Source organism: Roseovarius carneus (genome assembly GCF_020141465.1).
GTDB lineage: Bacteria > Pseudomonadota > Alphaproteobacteria > Rhodobacterales > Rhodobacteraceae > Roseovarius > Roseovarius carneus.
Window position 1 is genome coordinate 120,034 of record NZ_JAHSPD010000001.1, and the last position, 15,536, is coordinate 135,569.

Sequence of the window (15,536 nt, forward strand, 5' to 3'; positions counted from 1 at the left end):
TAATTACGTTGGGAAATGGGGAGAAAATTCCGGTTTTCCGGGTCATCCGCGCCGGGTACGGAGTTTGTCAAAATACGCCATGCGCTTCTTCAATTCGCGCTCAAACCCGCGCTCCACGGGATCATACAACGTTGCGCGCTCCATCGCCTCGGGGAAATAGTTCTGCCCTGAAAACCCGTCTTCGGCATCGTGGTCATAGGCGTAGCCCGCGCCATAGCCCTGCTCTTTCATCAGCCCGGTGGGCGCGTTGAGGATGTGCTTTGGCGGAGGCTCGGATCCTGTGGCCGCCGCACTTCGTATGGCCGCCTTGAAGCCCGCGTAACCTGCGTTGGATTTGGGCGCGAGGGCGAGATAGATCACCGCTTGGCCCAAGGCAAGTTCGCCCTCGGGGCTGCCCAGCCGCTCGTAAGTCTGCCACGCGTTGAGACACACGGTATGCGCCTGGGGGTCCGCCAGGCCAATATCCTCGATCGCGATGCGGGTGATGCGGCGAGCAAGGTATCGTGGGTCCTCGCCGCCCGTCAGCATCCGGGCGAGCCAATAAAGAGCCGCGTCCGGGTCCGAGCCGCGCACGGATTTATGCAGTGCGGAGATGAGATTGTAATGCTCATCGCCGGATTTGTCGTATTTCGCGGCCCGTTTCATCAGGCGCTTGGCCAACGCGTCAGAGGTCAGTTTTGCGTCCGTCTTCCACGCCGCCACCTGCTCAACCAAGTTCAAAAGCGCGCGACCATCCCCATCGGCCATTTCCAGAAGCGCCTCGCGCGCAGGGCCATCAAGCGGTAAGCTGCGGCCCAACTCCTGCTCGGCGCGCTGCGCCAACCGCTCCAGATCCGCAAGGCTCAGCCGTTCCAGCACAAGGACCTGCGCGCGACTTAAAAGCGCCGCGTTCAGCTCAAAGCTCGGGTTTTCCGTCGTGGCACCGACCAGAAGGATGGTGCCATCTTCCATATGGGGCAGAAAGCCATCTTGCTGCGCCTTGTTGAAACGGTGGATTTCGTCGACAAAGAGGAGCGTCCCCTGCCCGTTTGAGCGACGGTGTCGTGCGGCCTCAAACACCTTTTTGAGGTCCGGCACGCCGGTGAAAATGGCGCTGATTTGCACGAAATGCAAATCCGTCTCATCCGCCAAAAGCCGCGCGATGGTGGTCTTGCCCACACCGGGCGGCCCCCAGAATACAAGGCTCGACAGACTGCCCGACCCAAGCATCACACCGAGCGGTGCCTCGGGGCCAAGCAGCTGCGCCTGACCGATTACCTCACCCAAGCTGCGCGGCCGAAGCCGGTCTGCCAGAGGGCGCGGCGCGGCTTTTGACACCTCAGGCGGCGTGCCAGAGTCGAAAAGATCGCTCATGGAGATAGCGCCGCACGGCGTGAGGGAAGGAGCGTGACCATAGGTTTTGATATGCGCCCCGGTTTGGGCAAATGCAAGCGCGCGCACCCGGAACGAAAAACCGCCGCGCGGGTCAACCCTGCGCGGCGGTTCAAATTTGGGGTCCGTGAGGGTTTACGCCTCAGAGGCTGCCATATCTTCGGCCGCGACACGGGCTTTGTCGGCCTTGCCTTTGGCGTCCACATCGCGCTCCACAAACTCGATGATCGCCATCGGAGCCATGTCACCATACCGGAAACCGGCCTTGATGATGCGGACGTAGCCGCCCTGGCGGTCCTTGTAGCGGGGGCCAAGAATGCCGAACAATTTGGTGACATACTGGTCCTGCTTGAGCTGGCTCGCGGCCTGACGGCGGGCGTGCAGATCGCCGCGTTTGCCAAGTGTGATCATCTTCTCGATGATGCGGCGCAGCTCTTTCGCTTTGGGCAGGGTGGTCTTGATTTGCTCATGTTCGATGAGCGAGCCGGCCATGTTCGCCCAAAGCGCCTTGCGGTGCTCATGGGTTCGGTTCAGGCGGCGGTAACCTCGTGCGTGACGCATGTTTCTTCTCCTAATGTGCCCTCTACGGGCGTTTTTGCTTTGTCTGGTGGCCGATGCGTGTCAGCCACTCTCCTTGGGGCGGAATGCCCGCGCGTTTTTCGCTAGGCGAAAAACACGTGTCTGGCTGGCGATTACCGAAGCAACCGCCAACCGGATAGGTTTAGAACTGGTCTTCGAACTTCTTGGCCAGATCTTCGATATTGTCGGGCGGCCAGTCTTCGACATCCATCCCGAGATGCAGACCCATGCCCGAGAGCACTTCCTTGATCTCGTTCAGAGACTTGCGGCCAAAGTTCGGCGTGCGCAGCATTTCGGCTTCGGTCTTCTGAATCAGATCGCCAATATAAACGATATTGTCGTTCTTCAGGCAGTTGGCCGAGCGCACAGACAGCTCAAGCTCGTCGACTTTCTTGAGCAACAGCGGGTTGAACTCAAGACCGTCATCATCATCCTGACGCGTGGCGCTTTCAGGCTCTTCAAAGTTCACGAAGATGCTCAACTGATCTTGCAGGATACGCGCGGCATAGGCCACGGCATCATCCGGCGTAATCGATCCGTCGGTCTCGATCTTCATGGTCAGCTTGTCATAGTCCAGCACCTGACCCTCACGGGTGGGCTGCACATCATAGCTGACCCGGCGGATCGGGCTGTAGATGGCGTCCACGGGGATCATGCCGATGGGCGCGTCCTCGGGGCGGTTCTTGTCGGCCGCGACATAGCCTTTGCCGGTGTTGACCGTCAGCTCCATGAAGAGATCCGCACCATCGTCGAGGTGGCAGATCACATGATCACGGTTGAGCACTTCGATGCCCGCGCTGTCGGAGATATCCCCGGCGGTCACGATACCCGGACCCTTGGCCGAAATCGACAGGCGCTTGGGCCCTTCAACTTCCATACGGATCGCGACACCTTTGAGGTTCAGAACCATGTCGGTCACGTCTTCGCGCACGCCAGCCACTGATGAGAACTCGTGCAGCACGTTGTCGATCTGCACCGAGGTGATCGCGGCCCCTTGCAGCGACGACAAAAGCACGCGGCGCAGCGCGTTGCCAAGTGTCAGACCAAAGCCGCGCTCAAGCGGCTCGGCCATCACAGTTGCTTGACGCAGCGGGTCATTGCCCGGCTTTACGTCCAGCTGGGTTGGCTTGATAAGTTCAGCCCAATTCTTATGGATCATGGTCCCTCCATTCCTGCTCTGCCCTCATGTCCAAAGGTCAAAGCGCCCGAGGTTTCAAAAATACGAAAATGAGGCCGTGCAAACCGCGCGGCCCCATAGGGTAGAATTCTGGGTCAGACCCGACGACGCTTTGGCGGGCGGCAACCATTATGGGCCATTGGCGTCACATCACGGATCGAGGTGATGTTGAAACCGGCAGCCGCCAGAGCGCGCAGAGCGGACTCGCGGCCAGAACCTGGGCCTTGCACTTCGACTTCCAGCGTGCGCATTCCGTGCTCCTGTGCCTTCCGGCCGACATCTTCGGCGGCCATCTGCGCGGCGTAGGGGGTGGATTTACGGCTGCCTTTGAAACCCATCGTGCCCGCCGAAGACCACGCGATCGCGTTGCCCTGGACGTCGGAGATGAGGATCTTGGTATTGTTGAACGAAGAGTTCACATGAGCAACGCCAGTGGCGATGTTCTTGGAGACCTTCTTCTTGGTGCGTTTGGTATCGCGTGCCATATCAAATGCCCTCCCTTATTTCTTCTTGCCAGCAATGGCCTTTGCGGGGCCTTTGCGGGTACGGGCATTGGTGTGGGTCCGTTGACCACGCACCGGAAGGTTCCGGCGGTGACGCAGGCCACGGTAGCAACCGAGATCCATCAGACGCTTGATGTTCATCTGGGTGTCGCGGCGCAGATCGCCTTCGACGGTCAGATTGGCATCAATGAACTCGCGGACCGAGAGGACCTCGGCATCGCTCAGCTCGTTTACGCGGCGGCTTGGGTCAATATTTACGGATTCGCAGATGGTCTTGGCGGTCGAGGGGCCAATTCCGGTGATGTAGGTCAGGGCGATCGGGACGCGTTTATGCGTCGGGATGTTAACGCCGGCGATACGTGCCAAGTGTCATCTTCCTTTTTCGTTGCGGGTCCGTAACACCAGACCCTTTTTTCACAACGTAGGCCCGAGGCTTTGCGCTTCGGGCCGCAGCTGAATTCAGGTGATCGATTCGGGGCGATCTACGAAGGCGACCGGAATCATACTCCCTCTCGGGATGGTGCTGGTTAGGAGGAATCCGCAAGGGCGTCAAGGGGGCTCTTGCCCACCTTGGCAATCAGGGCGCCCGAAGGCTAGGCCAGAGGCGCGGGCCCCCTGCCCTGCTCAAAGTTTAACCGTCCAAAGCACCCGCGATAGAGGACTTAACATCCGCAATCTCACCCAGTCCGTTCACGGATTGGAGCATCCCCTTGGCGTAGTAATACCCAATGAGCGGCGAGGTCTTCTTGTAATATTCCATCAGGCGGTTCTTGAGGCTTTCCTCATTGTCATCCGCGCGGCGCGTGAAGCCTTTCGCCTCACCGCAATTGGTGCACACACCATCCGCCGGGATCGGCTTGGTCACGTCATTATAAACCGCGCCACAGCCTGCACAGGTCGAGCGGGCGGTGATGCGGCCCACGAGAGCGTCATCGTCCACCTGCATCTCGATCACGGCATCAAGCGTCTCACCGCATTCGGCCAAAAGCTCCCCAAGCGCGTCGGCCTGCGGCAACGTCCGGGGGAAGCCGTCAAAGATGAAGCCGCCGCCCTTCTCGCCTTGCAGCTTCTCACGGATCAGCCCGATCACGATCTCATCGGTCACCAGATCGCCGCGCGCCATCACGTCGGCCACAACCTTGCCCATCTCGGTGCCACTGTCCTTGGCATCGCGCAGCATATCGCCGGTGCTCAGCTGGATCATGCCGCGCTCGTCCACGAGAATATGCGCCTGCGTGCCTTTACCGGCACCGGGCGGCCCAAGAAGAATGATGTTCATTTACGTTGAGTCCCTTTTCTGCGCGCGCGCTTCTTACCCTTGCCGCTCAGCTGCGATTTCTCGATCAGACCTTCATACTGATGAGCCAGAAGATGGCTTTGCACCTGTTGGATTGTATCCATCGTCACAGACACAACAATAAGAACGGACGTGCCGCCAAAGTAGAACGGGATCGACAGTTGGGCGCGCATCACTTCGGGCAGAAGACAGACCGCCGCGAGATAGCCGGAGCCAAGCACAAGGACGCGGCTGACCACATAATCGAGGTATTCTTCCGTCTTCTTGCCGGGCCGCACGCCGGGGATAAAGCCGTTCTGGTTTTTCAGATTGTCGGCCACATCCTCGGTCTTGAACGCAACATTGGTGGTGTAGAAATAGGTGAAGAAGACGATCATCACCGTAAAGAACAACAGATAGAGCGGCTGTCCGGGCCCAAAATAGGCCAGAAGTGTAGACATGATCGGGCTGGTATTATCGCCCTGCCCCGAAAACGTGCTGATCGTGGTGGGCAAGAGCAGCAAGGATGAGGCGAAGATCGCGGGGATAACGCCTGCCGGGTTCACCTTGACGGGCAAATGGCTGGAGCCGCCGTCATAGACCTTCATCCCAACCTGGCGGCGCGGATATTGAATATGGATCTTGCGCAGGCTGCGCTCCATGAACACTACGAACGCGATCAGCGCGACCATCAGAAGGCTGATGCCGATGATCACGGCGGGGCTGATCGCACCGCTGCGACCGCTGGCAAAGAACTGCGCCAGCGCCGCAGGAAGCTCGGCGATGATGCCGACGAAGATGATCAAAGAGATACCGTTGCCGATGCCGCGCGCGGTGATCTGCTCACCCAGCCACATCAGGAACATGGTGCCGCCCACGAGAGTGATCATGCATGAGACGATGAAAAAGAGGCCCGGATCGGTCACAAGACCGCCACCCTGAAGGCTCACAGCAAGACCATAAGATTGCAGAGTTGCGAGGAAAACCGTGCCGTAGCGCGTGTATTGGTTGATTTTCTTGCGGCCCTGCTCGCCCTCTTTCTTGAGTTGCTCAAGCGCGGGGACCATGGCCGTCATCAGCTGCACGATGATCGAGGCCGAGATATAGGGCATGATGCCGAGGGCGAAAATACCCATCCGGCCAAGCGCGCCGCCGGTGAACATGCTGAGCATCCCGCCGATGCTGGCGGCGGCCCCTTCCATGAACTGGCGAAGCTCTCCCCCGTCGATACCGGGCACCGGAATGAAGGTACCAAGGCGATAGACAATCAATAGACCCAGCGTAAAAACGATGCGTTTGCGAAGGTCCGTGGCCTTCCCGAAGGCAGCCCAGCTTGAATTGGACGCCATTTGTTCTGCTGCAGATACCATTCGGCTCTCTCTAGATATGAAAACGCCGCCGAACGCTGTTCTTCAGCGACCGGCGGCGTGTTTGAAAAACGTGGGGTATATGTAAGCGGCACATGGGCCGCTCACAACCTCTTATTCGGCCGCAGCCGCCGCCGGTGCCGCAACTGTGAGCGTCCCGCCGGCCTTCTCGACCGCCTCAACGGCTGATTTGGACGCGCCGGTCACTTCAATCGTGACCTTGGCAGAGATATCGCCTTTGGCGAGGATACGCACACCGTCAAGCTTGCGGCGCACGAGTCCTGCGGACACCAGCGCGTCCTCGGTGATCGCGGCCTTGCCGTCGAGTTTCTTCTCGTCGATGAACTTCTGGATCAGACCTAGGTTCACAACCGCGAATTGCTTGCGGTTGGGCTTGTTGAAGCCACGCTTTGGCAGGCGTTGGTAGAGGGGCATCTGGCCGCCTTCATACCCTTTGATCGCAACACCCGAACGGGATTTCTGACCTTTGATACCCCGGCCGCCGGTTTTACCCATGCCCGAGCCCGCACCACGGCCAACCCGCTTGCGTTTCTTCGTGGCGCCATCATTATCGCGCAGTTCATGCAGTTTCATGTCGCTTCTCCTTTGCCGGATGCGGCCCCCAGCGACGGGAGCGGCCGAACGCGGCTTACATTGACTTTATATGGATGACATCACTGTCACCCGTGCGGCATATATCCGATCCTCGCAGCTTTGCAACCACTCATAAGCGCAGTTCCGTGCATCCTCTCGGCTGAATGGCGCGCGGTCCGCCAATGACGGCTGCATCAAACGCGAAACGCCCCGGCCAATGTCTGACCGAGGCGCTGGACGCTGACGCAAGGCGGAGCAAACCCGCCGCGCGCTCAGCCTTTTTCTTCGATGATCTCGACCATGTGCGAGACCTTGTTCACCATGCCGCGGATGGAGGGCGTATCCTCCAACTCGCGGGTGCGGTGCATCTTGTTCAGGCCCAGACCAACCAGCGTTGCGCGCTGGCTTGCGGGGCGGCGGATGGGCGAACCCACCTGCTTGACGACAATCGTTTTAGCCATGGTTTAGGCCTCCTCAGTCGCCGCGGCTTGCTCGCCGCTGGCTTTTGGTGCGTCACCGGACGCCAGAATGTCAGCCACTTTCTTGCCGCGACGTTGCGCGACCATACGGGGGCTCGATTCCTTGCGCAGACCATCGATCGTGGCGCGGATCATGTTGTAGGGGTTCTGCGAGCCGTTCGACTTGGCAACGACGTCCTGAATGCCCAGCATCTCGAACACGGCACGCATCGGGCCACCGGCGATGATGCCAGTACCTTGGGGTGCGGAGCGCATGATGACTTTCCCGGCGCCGTGGCGGCCTTCCATGTCATGATGCAGCGTGCGGCCTTCGCGCAGCGGCACGCGGATCATCTGGCGCTTGGCTTGCTCGGTGGCCTTGCGGATGGCCTCGGGGACCTCCTTGGCCTTACCTTTGCCAAAGCCCACACGGCCCTTCTGATCGCCTACGACGACGAGGGCTGCGAAGCCAAAGCGCTTACCGCCCTTGACGGTTTTGCTGACGCGGTTGATCGCGACAAGGCGATCTGCGAATTCCGGGGTCTCGTCACGTTGGTTGCGGCGACCGCCCCCACGATTTTCATCTCTTGCCATTTGGCTTCCTTAGCTCATGCGGGCGCACACGCCCTGATATACTCGATCCCAGTGGGCAAGGATGCCCCCGGATCATCGAGGCGGCCACGGGGGGTTATCCCAAGGCCGCCTACGCTGTCTTAGATCTTCAAACCACCTTCACGCGCGGCGTCGGCAACTGCCTTGACCTTGCCGTGAAAGAGGAAACCGCCACGATCGAAATACGCCTCGCTGACGCCTGCCTTTTTGGCACGCTCTGCGATGGTCGTGCCGATCTTGGCCGCTGCCTCCACGTTGTTTTTGCCTACCAACCCGAGATCTTTTTCGAGCGTCGAGGCCGATGCGAGGGTAATTCCCTGCACATCGTCGATCAGCTGAACGCTGATATTCTTGTTGCTGCGGTGAACGCTGAGGCGCACGCGCCCTGCATTGACCTTGCGAAGTTTGTTCCGAACGCGCAGGCGGCGTTTTTGGAACAGTTGTCTTTTGCTGTTTGCCATCTTCTCGCGTCCTTACTTCTTCTTGCCTTCCTTCTGGAAGATATACTCATCTTTGTAGCGAATGCCTTTGCCCTTATAGGGCTCTGGCGGACGCCAATCGCGGATATTTGCCGCGACTTGACCGACGAGCTGCTTATCCGTGCCTTCGACGATCAGTTCCGTCGGTTTGGGCGCGGTGACCGTCACGCCATCGGGGATTTGAAAATCCACGTCATGGCTGAGGCCGAGGTTCAGTTTGATCACGTTACCCTGAAGCTGGGCACGGTAGCCCACCCCCCGGATTTCGAGCTCTTTTTTGAACATTGCGTTCGAGCCATGCACGAGGTTCGCGACAACCGTGCGGGTCATCCCCCATTGCTGGCGCGCGCGCTTGGATTTGCCGCGGGGCGTGACGGTGATCTGACCATCTTCAAGGGTCAGGGTCACATCATCGGTCGCGGTGAACGATTTGGTCGCCTTGGGGCCTTTGACCTCAAGTGTCTGGCCGCTGATTGTTGCGGTGACACCATCCGGGAGGGCGACAGGCTGTTTGCCGATACGAGACATGTGTGGCTCCTTAGAATACGGTGCAGAGCACTTCGCCGCCAACATTGTGGCTCCGAGCGCTTGCATCCGACATCACACCTTTGGAGGTGGAGACAATCGACACACCGAGGCCCTGACGGACCGAAGGAATGTCATCAACGCCCAGATAGACGCGACGACCGGGCTTGGAAACCCGCTTCATTTCACGAATGACGGGAACGCCATCGTAATATTTCAGGCTGATTTCGATGGCCGGGTGGCCGTCGACGCCTGTCGCGTTCTCAAAGCCACGGATGTAGCCTTCATCCGCCAAAACACCGAGCACACGCTCGCGCATTTTGGAGGCCGGGGTCATGACGGTGGACTTTCCACGCATCTGAGCGTTCCGGATCCGTGTGAGCATATCGCCGATAGGATCATTCATTTCAAATCTCCCTTACCAGCTGGATTTCACGAGGCCGGGGGCCTGGCCGCTTGAGCCAAGCTCACGCAGCGCAATCCGCGACACTTTGAGTTTACGGTAATATCCGTGCGGACGGCCCGTCAGCTGGCAGCGATTGTGCAGCCGGGTGGCGGAGCTGTTGCGCGGCAACTTGGCCAGCTTCAGGGTCGCGCGGAAACGCTCTTCCATCGGCTTGGCTTCGTCGTTGATGATCTCTTTGAGGGCTGCACGTTGTGCCGCATACTTCTCAACGAGCTTTTGGCGCTTCTTCTCGCGCTCGATCATTGCTTTTTTAGCCATAAGATTTTCCTCCCGCCGCTCAGCTGTTGAAGGGCATGTTGAAATGCTTCAACAGTGCCTTCGCTTCAGCGTCGGTTTTCGCCGTGGTTGCGATGATGATGTCCATACCCCAGGATTCGTCGATCTTGTCGAAGTTGATCTCGGGGAAAATGATGTGCTCCTTGATGCCCATGGCATAGTTGCCACGCCCATCGAAGCTCTTGCCCGAGACGCCGCGGAAATCGCGGATCCGGGGCATGGCCACGGTGACCAGACGGTCAAGGAATTCATACATGCGCACCGAACGGAGCGTCACTTTCGCACCCATCGGCATATCTTCGCGGACCCGGAACCCAGCGATAGAGTTCTTGGCTTTAGTAACAACCGCGTGTTGACCGGCGATGGTGCTCAGATCGTCCTGAGCCGATTTCGCCTTCTTGCTGTCACGCACGGCGGCGGCGCCGCATCCAATATTCAGCACGATTTTGTCCAGACGAGGCACCATCATCGCGTTTTTGTAACCGAACTCTTCGATCATCGCGGCTTTGATAGTCTCATCATAGAGCGCCCGGAGGCGCGGGGTGTAAGTTGCTGTATCAAGCATCGATCACGTCCCCCGTGGTCTTGGCGATCCGCACCTTCTTGCCGTCTTCAATCTTGAAGCCGACGCGTGTGGGTTTGCCGTTTTTGTCAAGCAGAGCGAGGTTACTCAGGTCGATGGGCATCGCTTTGGGGATGCGCCCGCCCTGACTGGTCTGGCTCTGGCGCGTGTGGCGGATGGCCATATTCGCGCCTTCGACGACTGCCTTGCCGGCAGACGGGTCAACAGAGGCGATCACGCCCTGCTTGCCCTTGTCCTTGCCCGCGAGCAGGACGACCTTGTCGCCCTTTTTCAGTTTAGCAGCCATATCACAGCACCTCCGGCGCGAGCGAAATGATCTTCATGAAGTTCTTGCCGCGCAGCTCGCGCACGACGGGCCCGAAGATCCGCGTGCCGACAGGCTCGCCTGCGTTGTTCAGGATCACGGCCGCGTTGCGGTCAAAACGAATGGCGGTGCCGTCTTCACGGCGCACTTCCTTGGCGGTGCGAACGACGACGGCCTTGCGCACATCGCCTTTTTTCACACGGCCACGTGGGATGGCTTCCTTCACCGAGACGACAATGATGTCACCCACGGAGGCGTATCGACGCTTGGAACCACCCAGAACCTTGATGCACTGAACACGGCGAGCGCCGCTGTTGTCAGCCACATCGAGATTGGTCTGCATCTGGATCATTTAGATGTCTCCCGACCTTTGGGGGGCCCTCTTTGGCCTTTTCCCCAGGGTTTCGATTATACTTTGAAGTTCTTGGGGCTTACGCCGTCAGAACCTCCCAGCGTTTGGTTTTCGATTTCGGCGCGCATTCAATGATGCGAACCTGATCGCCTACTTTGAAGGCGTCCTTCTCATCGTGAGCCCGGTATTTCTTGGACTTACGGATGGTCTTTTGCAAAACGGGGTGCTTGAAGCGACGCTCTACGGAGACGGTGATCGTCTGGGCGTTGGCGTCGCTTGTCACGGTGCCGGTGAGGATACGTTTGGGCATCTGTTCGGCTCCCTATTCTGCGGAAGCTGCGGCGGCAGCTTTTTCATTGAGGATGGTCAACACACGGGCAGCACTGCGGCGCGCAATGCGCATCTGAGCTGCATTCTCAAGCTGGCCAGTGGCCGCCTGAAAGCGCAGGTTGAACTGCTGTTTCTTCAGGTTGATCAGCTCTTCACGCAGCTGATCAGGCGTTTTGCTGCGAAGCTCGGTCGCGTCCATCGGTCGTTCCTTTCAACATCACCGGAGGGCCCCTTTGCGAAACTGCGCCGGGTCACCCTGATTCCAGTGGAGTGGATGATGAGCGTGCGCAATACCGCCCCTCGATGCGCAAAGCAACCCCTGTTGCCTGCTTATCTTCGCACTGCCCTCTCGCCATGCCCCTTGCGCTGCGCTAATAACACGCCCATGGCAGATATATCCTCACTTTTCGTGACGCGCCTTTATCGCGCCCCCCTGTCCGAGCATGGCCCCGTTGACGCGGCCGAGCTTGAGGCGTCCTGCTGGTCCATCGCGCAAGATGACGAGGCCGGGCAGGCTTGGTGCGAGGAAAACGGCTATCCGGGCTATACGTCCTATGCGTCTTTGACGGACCTTGGCTGGAGGTTTCCGATCTTCCAAGGGCTGGTGGAGGTTCTGGACCTGCATGTGGCGGCCTTTGCCCAGGATCTGGAGTTCGATCTGGATGGTCGCACGCTCAAGCTCGAGGATATCTGGATCAATATTCTGCCCGAGGGCGGCACACATGCCTCCCATATACACCCCCACTCGGTGATTTCCGGGACGACCTATGTGGCCATGCCCGAAGGGGCGAGTGCGCTGAAACTCGAAGACCCCCGCCTGCCCATGATGATGGCCGCGCCGGGACGGGTCAAAGACGCGCGGGCCGAGCTGCGTCAGTTCACATATGTTGCGCCCGCCGTTGGAGATGTCCTGATGTGGGAATCGTGGCTGCGCCACGAGGTGCCGCTGAACATGTCCGAGGATGACCGGATTTCGGTGAGCTTTAATTATAGCTGGGGCTGAGGCACGTCTTTCCGCGCTGTTACAGAGCGGCGCGCCCGAACCGAGGGGTGGGTGCAAGCGCCCGCCCCGTGGGGGCGGTTCGGGCGCTGCCTTTGGCAAGGCCAAAAGCATGGATGGCTATCTCTTTGAAAAATGCTCCAAAGTGAGCTGCATTTCAGCAGTCAAATACAGACCGCGATCTCCCAGAATATTATCTTTCTGAATTTCGCAGAACCGAACAATGAAGTCTTTATGCTCCGGGAATTGCCTAAGATGATAGACAGCGGCAACCTTTGCGGCAATCGTTCCTTTGTCATCCAGAAGCTTCATTAACTCGAAAAACTGCTCTCGTCGTATTGTAGCAGACTCTCTGTAAATTTTTATAACATAGGCAACTGCGGACCCGGCTATGGCAATCAAAGGCAGCGAAATCCCTATAAATGCAGTCAAACCTTTAATCTGCATTGTCATGCCTCATCGGTCGAACATTCTAGCATCTAAAAAAGCAAAACCCCCGCCTGATTATTCAAGCGGGGGTTTTTTTATTTCTGCGGGGTGCGGCCGCAATTGGCTATGCCAATCGCTTTCCCGCGCGTCGTTATCGGCTGCGCCGAAACGACGTTACCAATCCTCGCGCTGAACGACCCGTGTCTTGATCGGCAGTTTCATCGCCGCGAGGCGCAGGGCCTCCATAGCAATGTCTTCTGCGACGCCGTCGATCTCGAACATCACACGGCCAGGCTTGACCTTGCAGGCCCAGAAGTCGACCGACCCCTTACCCTTACCCATCCGAACTTCGGTGGGCTTTGATGTGACGGGCACATCGGGGAAGATACGGATCCAGACACGGCCCTGACGCTTCATGTGGCGGGTCATCGCGCGGCGAGCCGCCTCGATTTGCCGCGCTGTGACGCGCTCGGGCTCAGTGGCTTTGAGGCCAAAGGAGCCAAAGTTCAGATCAGACCCGCCTTTTGCAAGGCCCTTGATCCGGCCCTTGAACTGCTTGCGGAATTTGGTGCGTTTTGGTTGAAGCATGTCCTGTCCCCTTTACCGGCGTCCGCCGGCGCCGCGTGGCGCTGGACCATCCTGGAGTTCTTGGGCTTTGCGGTCACGGGCACTTGGATCGTGCTCCATGATCTCACCTTTGAATATCCAGGTCTTGATGCCGATGATGCCATAAGCCGTTGTGGCCTCGACATGCGCATAATCGATGTCCGCACGCAGGGTATGGAGCGGCACGCGGCCCTCACGATACCATTCGGTCCGCGCGATCTCGGCACCGCCAAGGCGGCCCGCGACGTTCACGCGGATGCCCAAGGCACCCATACGCATGGCATTCTGCACGGCACGTTTCATCGCGCGGCGGAAGCTGACCCGGCGCTCAAGCTGCTGGGCAATGCTCTCACCCACCAATGCGGCGTCCAACTCGGGCTTGCGCACTTCAACGATGTTGAGGTGCAGCTCGCTATCGGTCATGGCGGCAAGTTTCTTGCGCAGCGTCTCGATATCCGCGCCTTTCTTGCCGATGATGACACCGGGGCGGGCTGTGTGAACGGTCACGCGGCACTTTTTGTGCGGACGCTCGATGATCACACGGCTGACGCCGGCCTGTTTGCACTCTGCCTTGATGAATTCACGCATGGCGAGATCTTCGAGCAGAAGATTGCCATAGTCTTTCGTGTCGGCATACCAGCGGCTGTCCCACGTGCGGTTCACCTGAAGGCGCATGCCAATCGGATTTACTTTATTTCCCATCAGACTTGCTCCTCAACTTGGCGGACCTTGATCGTCAGCTCCGAGAACGGCTTGCGCAGCGCACCAAAACGGCCACGGGCGCGTGGACGACCACGTTTCATCACGAGGTTCTTGCCGACATAGGCTTCGGCCACGATCAGCTCGTCCACATCAAGATTGTGGTTGTTCTCGGCGTTGGCGATGGCCGATTGCAGGCATTTTTTCACATCCGCCGCGATCCGCTTTTGCGAGAACGTGAGGTCTGTGAGCGCCTTGTCCACCTTTTTGCCACGGATGAGCGCGGCGACAAGGTTCAGCTTTTGCGGGCTCGTGCGAAGCATGCGCAGTTTTGCCATTGCTTCGTTATCGGCCACGCGGCGGGGGTTCTTTTCCTTGCCCATGACTTACTTCCGCTTCGCTTTTTTGTCGGCGGCATGACCGTGATAGGTGCGTGTTGGCGAATATTCACCAAACTTTTGACCAATCATGTCTTCGCTGACGTTTACAGGGATATGCTTCCGGCCGTTATACACGCCAAACGTCAGGCCCACGAATTGGGGCAGAATCGTCGAGCGACGCGACCAGATTTTGATGACTTCATTACGGCCACCCTCACGCGATGCTTCGGCTTTTTTCAGCACATAAGCATCGACAAAGGGGCCCTTCCATACAGAACGCGACATGATTACCGGCCCTTTTTCTTGGCGTGACGCGAGCGGATGATCATCTTCTGCGACGCCTTTTTCTTGTTACGGGTGCGAGCCCCTTTGGTCGGCTTGCCCCACGGGGTGACCGGGTGACGGCCGCCCGAGGTCCGGCCTTCGCCGCCACCATGCGGGTGATCGACCGGGTTCATCACGACACCGCGCACAGATGGGCGCACGCCCTTGTGACGCATGCGGCCAGCCTTGCCGAAGTTCTGGTTCGAGTTGTCAGGGTTCGACACAGCACCGACGGTGGCCTTGCATTCCTGACGGACCAGGCGCAGTTCGCCACTGCTCAGACGGATCTGAGCATAGCCACCATCACGGCCCACGAACTGAGCATAGGTGCCAGCAGCGCGTGCGATCTGACCGCCCTTGCCGGGCTTCATTTCGATGTTGTGGATAATCGTGCCGATCGGCATGCCAGAGAAGGGCATGCAGTTGCCGGGCTTGATATCGACCTTGGCGCCTGCAACCACCGAATCGCCGATGGCGAGACGCTGAGGCGCGAGGATGTAGGCTTGCTCGCCATCCTCATATTTGATGAGCGCGATAAACGCGGTCCGGTTGGGGTCATACTCGATCCGCTCGACCGTAGCCGAGATATCGAATTTGCTCCGCTTGAAATCAACGATCCGGTAGAGGCGCTTGGCCCCACCGCCGCGACGACGCGATGTGATACGTCCGGTGTTGTTCCGGCCGCCCGATTTGGTCAGACCCTCGGTGAGGGCCTTGACGGGGCGTCCTTTATACAGCTCCGAACGGTCGATCAGCACCAGCCCGCGCTGGCCCGGCGTCGTTGGCTTGTACGACTTGAGTGCCATGCTTTCTGTCTTCCGTTTAGCAAACGCCCCGGGCAGTGAT

At 58.9% G+C, this 15,536-nt stretch carries 26 protein-coding genes; 1 reads left to right on the plus strand and 25 read right to left on the minus strand.

Translation table 11 applies throughout. The features are described from left to right. Nucleotides 1–42: 42 nt before the first annotated feature. The 19 genes from KUD11_RS00615 to rpmC all read right to left on the minus strand — a co-directional run bounded on the left by KUD11_RS00615 (nucleotide 43) and on the right by rpmC (nucleotide 11,451). On the minus strand, nucleotides 43–1,353 hold the full coding sequence (locus tag KUD11_RS00615) for a replication-associated recombination protein A (RefSeq protein ID WP_109388424.1): 1,311 nt from the start codon (nucleotides 1,351–1,353) through the stop codon (nucleotides 43–45). Nucleotides 1,354–1,506: 153 nt separating this feature from the next. Beyond that, on the minus strand, nucleotides 1,507–1,932 hold the full coding sequence (gene rplQ / locus KUD11_RS00620; RefSeq protein WP_109387515.1) for a 50S ribosomal protein L17: 426 nt from the start codon (nucleotides 1,930–1,932) through the stop codon (nucleotides 1,507–1,509). Nucleotides 1,933–2,092: 160 nt separating this feature from the next. Then, entirely contained in the window at nucleotides 2,093–3,109 is a 1,017-nt protein-coding gene (locus KUD11_RS00625) for a DNA-directed RNA polymerase subunit alpha (protein ID WP_109387513.1), read from the minus strand. Between the two features lie 113 nt (nucleotides 3,110–3,222). Then, complete coding sequence (rpsK, locus tag KUD11_RS00630; RefSeq protein ID WP_109387511.1) at nucleotides 3,223–3,612, minus strand: 30S ribosomal protein S11; 390 nt, start codon at nucleotides 3,610–3,612, stop codon at nucleotides 3,223–3,225. Between the two features lie 15 nt (nucleotides 3,613–3,627). Continuing rightward, on the minus strand, nucleotides 3,628–3,996 hold the full coding sequence (rpsM, locus tag KUD11_RS00635) for a 30S ribosomal protein S13 (RefSeq protein ID WP_109387509.1): 369 nt from the start codon (nucleotides 3,994–3,996) through the stop codon (nucleotides 3,628–3,630). A 265-nt stretch (nucleotides 3,997–4,261) separates the two neighbouring features. Next, nucleotides 4,262–4,909: an adenylate kinase gene (locus KUD11_RS00640; RefSeq protein WP_109387508.1), complete on the minus strand. Its 648-nt coding sequence runs from the start codon at nucleotides 4,907–4,909 to the stop codon at nucleotides 4,262–4,264. After that, nucleotides 4,906–6,276: a preprotein translocase subunit SecY gene (secY, locus tag KUD11_RS00645; RefSeq protein WP_109387507.1), complete on the minus strand. Its 1,371-nt coding sequence runs from the start codon at nucleotides 6,274–6,276 to the stop codon at nucleotides 4,906–4,908. The genes KUD11_RS00640 and secY overlap by 4 nt, the downstream gene beginning before the upstream one ends. A gap of 111 nt (nucleotides 6,277–6,387) precedes the next feature. Further along, complete coding sequence (rplO, locus tag KUD11_RS00650; protein ID WP_109387506.1) at nucleotides 6,388–6,867, minus strand: 50S ribosomal protein L15; 480 nt, start codon at nucleotides 6,865–6,867, stop codon at nucleotides 6,388–6,390. A gap of 272 nt (nucleotides 6,868–7,139) precedes the next feature. Then, complete coding sequence (gene rpmD / locus KUD11_RS00655) at nucleotides 7,140–7,328, minus strand: 50S ribosomal protein L30 (protein ID WP_109387505.1); 189 nt, start codon at nucleotides 7,326–7,328, stop codon at nucleotides 7,140–7,142. A 3-nt stretch (nucleotides 7,329–7,331) separates the two neighbouring features. After that, a complete protein-coding gene (gene rpsE / locus KUD11_RS00660) occupies nucleotides 7,332–7,919 on the minus strand; it encodes a 30S ribosomal protein S5 (RefSeq protein WP_109387504.1) in 588 nt (195 codons plus the stop codon). Between the two features lie 119 nt (nucleotides 7,920–8,038). Beyond that, on the minus strand, nucleotides 8,039–8,398 hold the full coding sequence (rplR, locus tag KUD11_RS00665; protein ID WP_109387502.1) for a 50S ribosomal protein L18: 360 nt from the start codon (nucleotides 8,396–8,398) through the stop codon (nucleotides 8,039–8,041). A 12-nt stretch (nucleotides 8,399–8,410) separates the two neighbouring features. Continuing rightward, entirely contained in the window at nucleotides 8,411–8,944 is a 534-nt protein-coding gene (gene rplF / locus KUD11_RS00670) for a 50S ribosomal protein L6 (protein ID WP_109387499.1), read from the minus strand. A gap of 10 nt (nucleotides 8,945–8,954) precedes the next feature. Next, nucleotides 8,955–9,347 carry a 30S ribosomal protein S8 gene (gene rpsH, locus KUD11_RS00675; RefSeq protein WP_109387497.1) on the minus strand — a complete coding sequence of 131 codons (393 nt, stop codon included), beginning with the start codon at nucleotides 9,345–9,347 and terminating at the stop codon, nucleotides 8,955–8,957. Nucleotides 9,348–9,359: 12 nt separating this feature from the next. Further along, on the minus strand, nucleotides 9,360–9,665 hold the full coding sequence (gene rpsN / locus KUD11_RS00680; RefSeq protein ID WP_109387495.1) for a 30S ribosomal protein S14: 306 nt from the start codon (nucleotides 9,663–9,665) through the stop codon (nucleotides 9,360–9,362). A 19-nt stretch (nucleotides 9,666–9,684) separates the two neighbouring features. Further along, nucleotides 9,685–10,248 (minus strand): 50S ribosomal protein L5, encoded by a 564-nt coding sequence (gene rplE / locus KUD11_RS00685; RefSeq protein ID WP_109387493.1) that lies wholly within the window; start codon nucleotides 10,246–10,248, stop codon nucleotides 9,685–9,687. Then, entirely contained in the window at nucleotides 10,241–10,552 is a 312-nt protein-coding gene (gene rplX / locus KUD11_RS00690) for a 50S ribosomal protein L24 (protein ID WP_109387491.1), read from the minus strand. Before rplX ends, rplE begins: the two co-directional genes overlap by 8 nt. 1 nt (nucleotide 10,553) lies before the next feature. Continuing rightward, nucleotides 10,554–10,922 carry a 50S ribosomal protein L14 gene (gene rplN, locus KUD11_RS00695; RefSeq protein WP_109387489.1) on the minus strand — a complete coding sequence of 123 codons (369 nt, stop codon included), beginning with the start codon at nucleotides 10,920–10,922 and terminating at the stop codon, nucleotides 10,554–10,556. A gap of 79 nt (nucleotides 10,923–11,001) precedes the next feature. Continuing rightward, nucleotides 11,002–11,232 (minus strand): 30S ribosomal protein S17, encoded by a 231-nt coding sequence (rpsQ, locus tag KUD11_RS00700; protein WP_109387487.1) that lies wholly within the window; start codon nucleotides 11,230–11,232, stop codon nucleotides 11,002–11,004. Between the two features lie 12 nt (nucleotides 11,233–11,244). Beyond that, nucleotides 11,245–11,451 carry a 50S ribosomal protein L29 gene (gene rpmC, locus KUD11_RS00705; protein ID WP_109387484.1) on the minus strand — a complete coding sequence of 69 codons (207 nt, stop codon included), beginning with the start codon at nucleotides 11,449–11,451 and terminating at the stop codon, nucleotides 11,245–11,247. A 186-nt stretch (nucleotides 11,452–11,637) separates the two neighbouring features. Between rpmC and KUD11_RS00710 the strand changes: the two genes are divergently transcribed. Further along, nucleotides 11,638–12,255: a 2OG-Fe(II) oxygenase family protein gene (locus tag KUD11_RS00710; RefSeq protein WP_109387482.1), complete on the plus strand. Its 618-nt coding sequence runs from the start codon at nucleotides 11,638–11,640 to the stop codon at nucleotides 12,253–12,255. 117 nt (nucleotides 12,256–12,372) lie between these two features. On the opposite strand, the gene KUD11_RS00715 is transcribed toward KUD11_RS00710, so the two are convergent. The 6 genes from KUD11_RS00715 to rplB form a co-directional block, all read right to left on the minus strand. After that, a complete protein-coding gene (locus tag KUD11_RS00715; RefSeq protein WP_109387480.1) occupies nucleotides 12,373–12,705 on the minus strand; it encodes a hypothetical protein in 333 nt (110 codons plus the stop codon). Nucleotides 12,706–12,855: 150 nt separating this feature from the next. Continuing rightward, on the minus strand, nucleotides 12,856–13,269 hold the full coding sequence (gene rplP, locus KUD11_RS00720; RefSeq protein ID WP_109387478.1) for a 50S ribosomal protein L16: 414 nt from the start codon (nucleotides 13,267–13,269) through the stop codon (nucleotides 12,856–12,858). Nucleotides 13,270–13,281: 12 nt separating this feature from the next. Next, the gene (gene rpsC, locus KUD11_RS00725) at nucleotides 13,282–13,989 is read right to left on the minus strand and encodes a 30S ribosomal protein S3 (protein ID WP_109387476.1); all 708 of its coding nucleotides are present in this window, start codon (nucleotides 13,987–13,989) and stop codon (nucleotides 13,282–13,284) included. Further along, nucleotides 13,989–14,369, minus strand: a complete 381-nt coding sequence (rplV, locus tag KUD11_RS00730; protein WP_109387474.1) for a 50S ribosomal protein L22 — start codon at nucleotides 14,367–14,369, stop codon at nucleotides 13,989–13,991. The genes rpsC and rplV overlap by 1 nt, the downstream gene beginning before the upstream one ends. 3 nt (nucleotides 14,370–14,372) lie before the next feature. After that, a complete protein-coding gene (gene rpsS / locus KUD11_RS00735; RefSeq protein ID WP_109387472.1) occupies nucleotides 14,373–14,651 on the minus strand; it encodes a 30S ribosomal protein S19 in 279 nt (92 codons plus the stop codon). A gap of 2 nt (nucleotides 14,652–14,653) precedes the next feature. Continuing rightward, nucleotides 14,654–15,496 carry a 50S ribosomal protein L2 gene (gene rplB, locus KUD11_RS00740; RefSeq protein ID WP_109387470.1) on the minus strand — a complete coding sequence of 281 codons (843 nt, stop codon included), beginning with the start codon at nucleotides 15,494–15,496 and terminating at the stop codon, nucleotides 14,654–14,656. Nucleotides 15,497–15,536: the final 40 nt, after the last annotated feature.

What these genes read in the sequence shown, in the direction of transcription:
- KUD11_RS00615 (WP_109388424.1), bottom strand. Translation starts at nt 1,353, where the DNA reads ATGAGCGATCTTTTCGACTCTGGCACGCCGCCTGAGGTGTCAAAAGCC.
- rplQ (WP_109387515.1), bottom strand. Translation starts at nt 1,932, where the DNA reads ATGCGTCACGCACGAGGTTACCGCCGCCTGAACCGAACCCATGAGCAC.
- KUD11_RS00625 (WP_109387513.1), bottom strand. Translation starts at nt 3,109, where the DNA reads ATGATCCATAAGAATTGGGCTGAACTTATCAAGCCAACCCAGCTGGAC.
- rpsK (WP_109387511.1), bottom strand. Translation starts at nt 3,612, where the DNA reads ATGGCACGCGATACCAAACGCACCAAGAAGAAGGTCTCCAAGAACATC.
- KUD11_RS00640 (WP_109387508.1), bottom strand. Translation starts at nt 4,909, where the DNA reads ATGAACATCATTCTTCTTGGGCCGCCCGGTGCCGGTAAAGGCACGCAG.
- secY (WP_109387507.1), bottom strand. Translation starts at nt 6,276, where the DNA reads ATGGTATCTGCAGCAGAACAAATGGCGTCCAATTCAAGCTGGGCTGCC.
- rplO (WP_109387506.1), bottom strand. Translation starts at nt 6,867, where the DNA reads ATGAAACTGCATGAACTGCGCGATAATGATGGCGCCACGAAGAAACGC.
- rpmD (WP_109387505.1), bottom strand. Translation starts at nt 7,328, where the DNA reads ATGGCTAAAACGATTGTCGTCAAGCAGGTGGGTTCGCCCATCCGCCGC.
- rpsE (WP_109387504.1), bottom strand. Translation starts at nt 7,919, where the DNA reads ATGGCAAGAGATGAAAATCGTGGGGGCGGTCGCCGCAACCAACGTGAC.
- rplR (WP_109387502.1), bottom strand. Translation starts at nt 8,398, where the DNA reads ATGGCAAACAGCAAAAGACAACTGTTCCAAAAACGCCGCCTGCGCGTT.
- rplF (WP_109387499.1), bottom strand. Translation starts at nt 8,944, where the DNA reads ATGTCTCGTATCGGCAAACAGCCTGTCGCCCTCCCGGATGGTGTCACC.
- rpsH (WP_109387497.1), bottom strand. Translation starts at nt 9,347, where the DNA reads ATGAATGATCCTATCGGCGATATGCTCACACGGATCCGGAACGCTCAG.
- rpsN (WP_109387495.1), bottom strand. Translation starts at nt 9,665, where the DNA reads ATGGCTAAAAAAGCAATGATCGAGCGCGAGAAGAAGCGCCAAAAGCTC.
- rplE (WP_109387493.1), bottom strand. Translation starts at nt 10,248, where the DNA reads ATGCTTGATACAGCAACTTACACCCCGCGCCTCCGGGCGCTCTATGAT.
- rplX (WP_109387491.1), bottom strand. Translation starts at nt 10,552, where the DNA reads ATGGCTGCTAAACTGAAAAAGGGCGACAAGGTCGTCCTGCTCGCGGGC.
- rplN (WP_109387489.1), bottom strand. Translation starts at nt 10,922, where the DNA reads ATGATCCAGATGCAGACCAATCTCGATGTGGCTGACAACAGCGGCGCT.
- rpsQ (WP_109387487.1), bottom strand. Translation starts at nt 11,232, where the DNA reads ATGCCCAAACGTATCCTCACCGGCACCGTGACAAGCGACGCCAACGCC.
- rpmC (WP_109387484.1), bottom strand. Translation starts at nt 11,451, where the DNA reads ATGGACGCGACCGAGCTTCGCAGCAAAACGCCTGATCAGCTGCGTGAA.
- KUD11_RS00710 (WP_109387482.1), top strand. Translation starts at nt 11,638, where the DNA reads ATGGCAGATATATCCTCACTTTTCGTGACGCGCCTTTATCGCGCCCCC.
- KUD11_RS00715 (WP_109387480.1), bottom strand. Translation starts at nt 12,705, where the DNA reads ATGACAATGCAGATTAAAGGTTTGACTGCATTTATAGGGATTTCGCTG.
- rplP (WP_109387478.1), bottom strand. Translation starts at nt 13,269, where the DNA reads ATGCTTCAACCAAAACGCACCAAATTCCGCAAGCAGTTCAAGGGCCGG.
- rpsC (WP_109387476.1), bottom strand. Translation starts at nt 13,989, where the DNA reads ATGGGAAATAAAGTAAATCCGATTGGCATGCGCCTTCAGGTGAACCGC.
- rplV (WP_109387474.1), bottom strand. Translation starts at nt 14,369, where the DNA reads ATGGGCAAGGAAAAGAACCCCCGCCGCGTGGCCGATAACGAAGCAATG.
- rpsS (WP_109387472.1), bottom strand. Translation starts at nt 14,651, where the DNA reads ATGTCGCGTTCTGTATGGAAGGGCCCCTTTGTCGATGCTTATGTGCTG.
- rplB (WP_109387470.1), bottom strand. Translation starts at nt 15,496, where the DNA reads ATGGCACTCAAGTCGTACAAGCCAACGACGCCGGGCCAGCGCGGGCTG.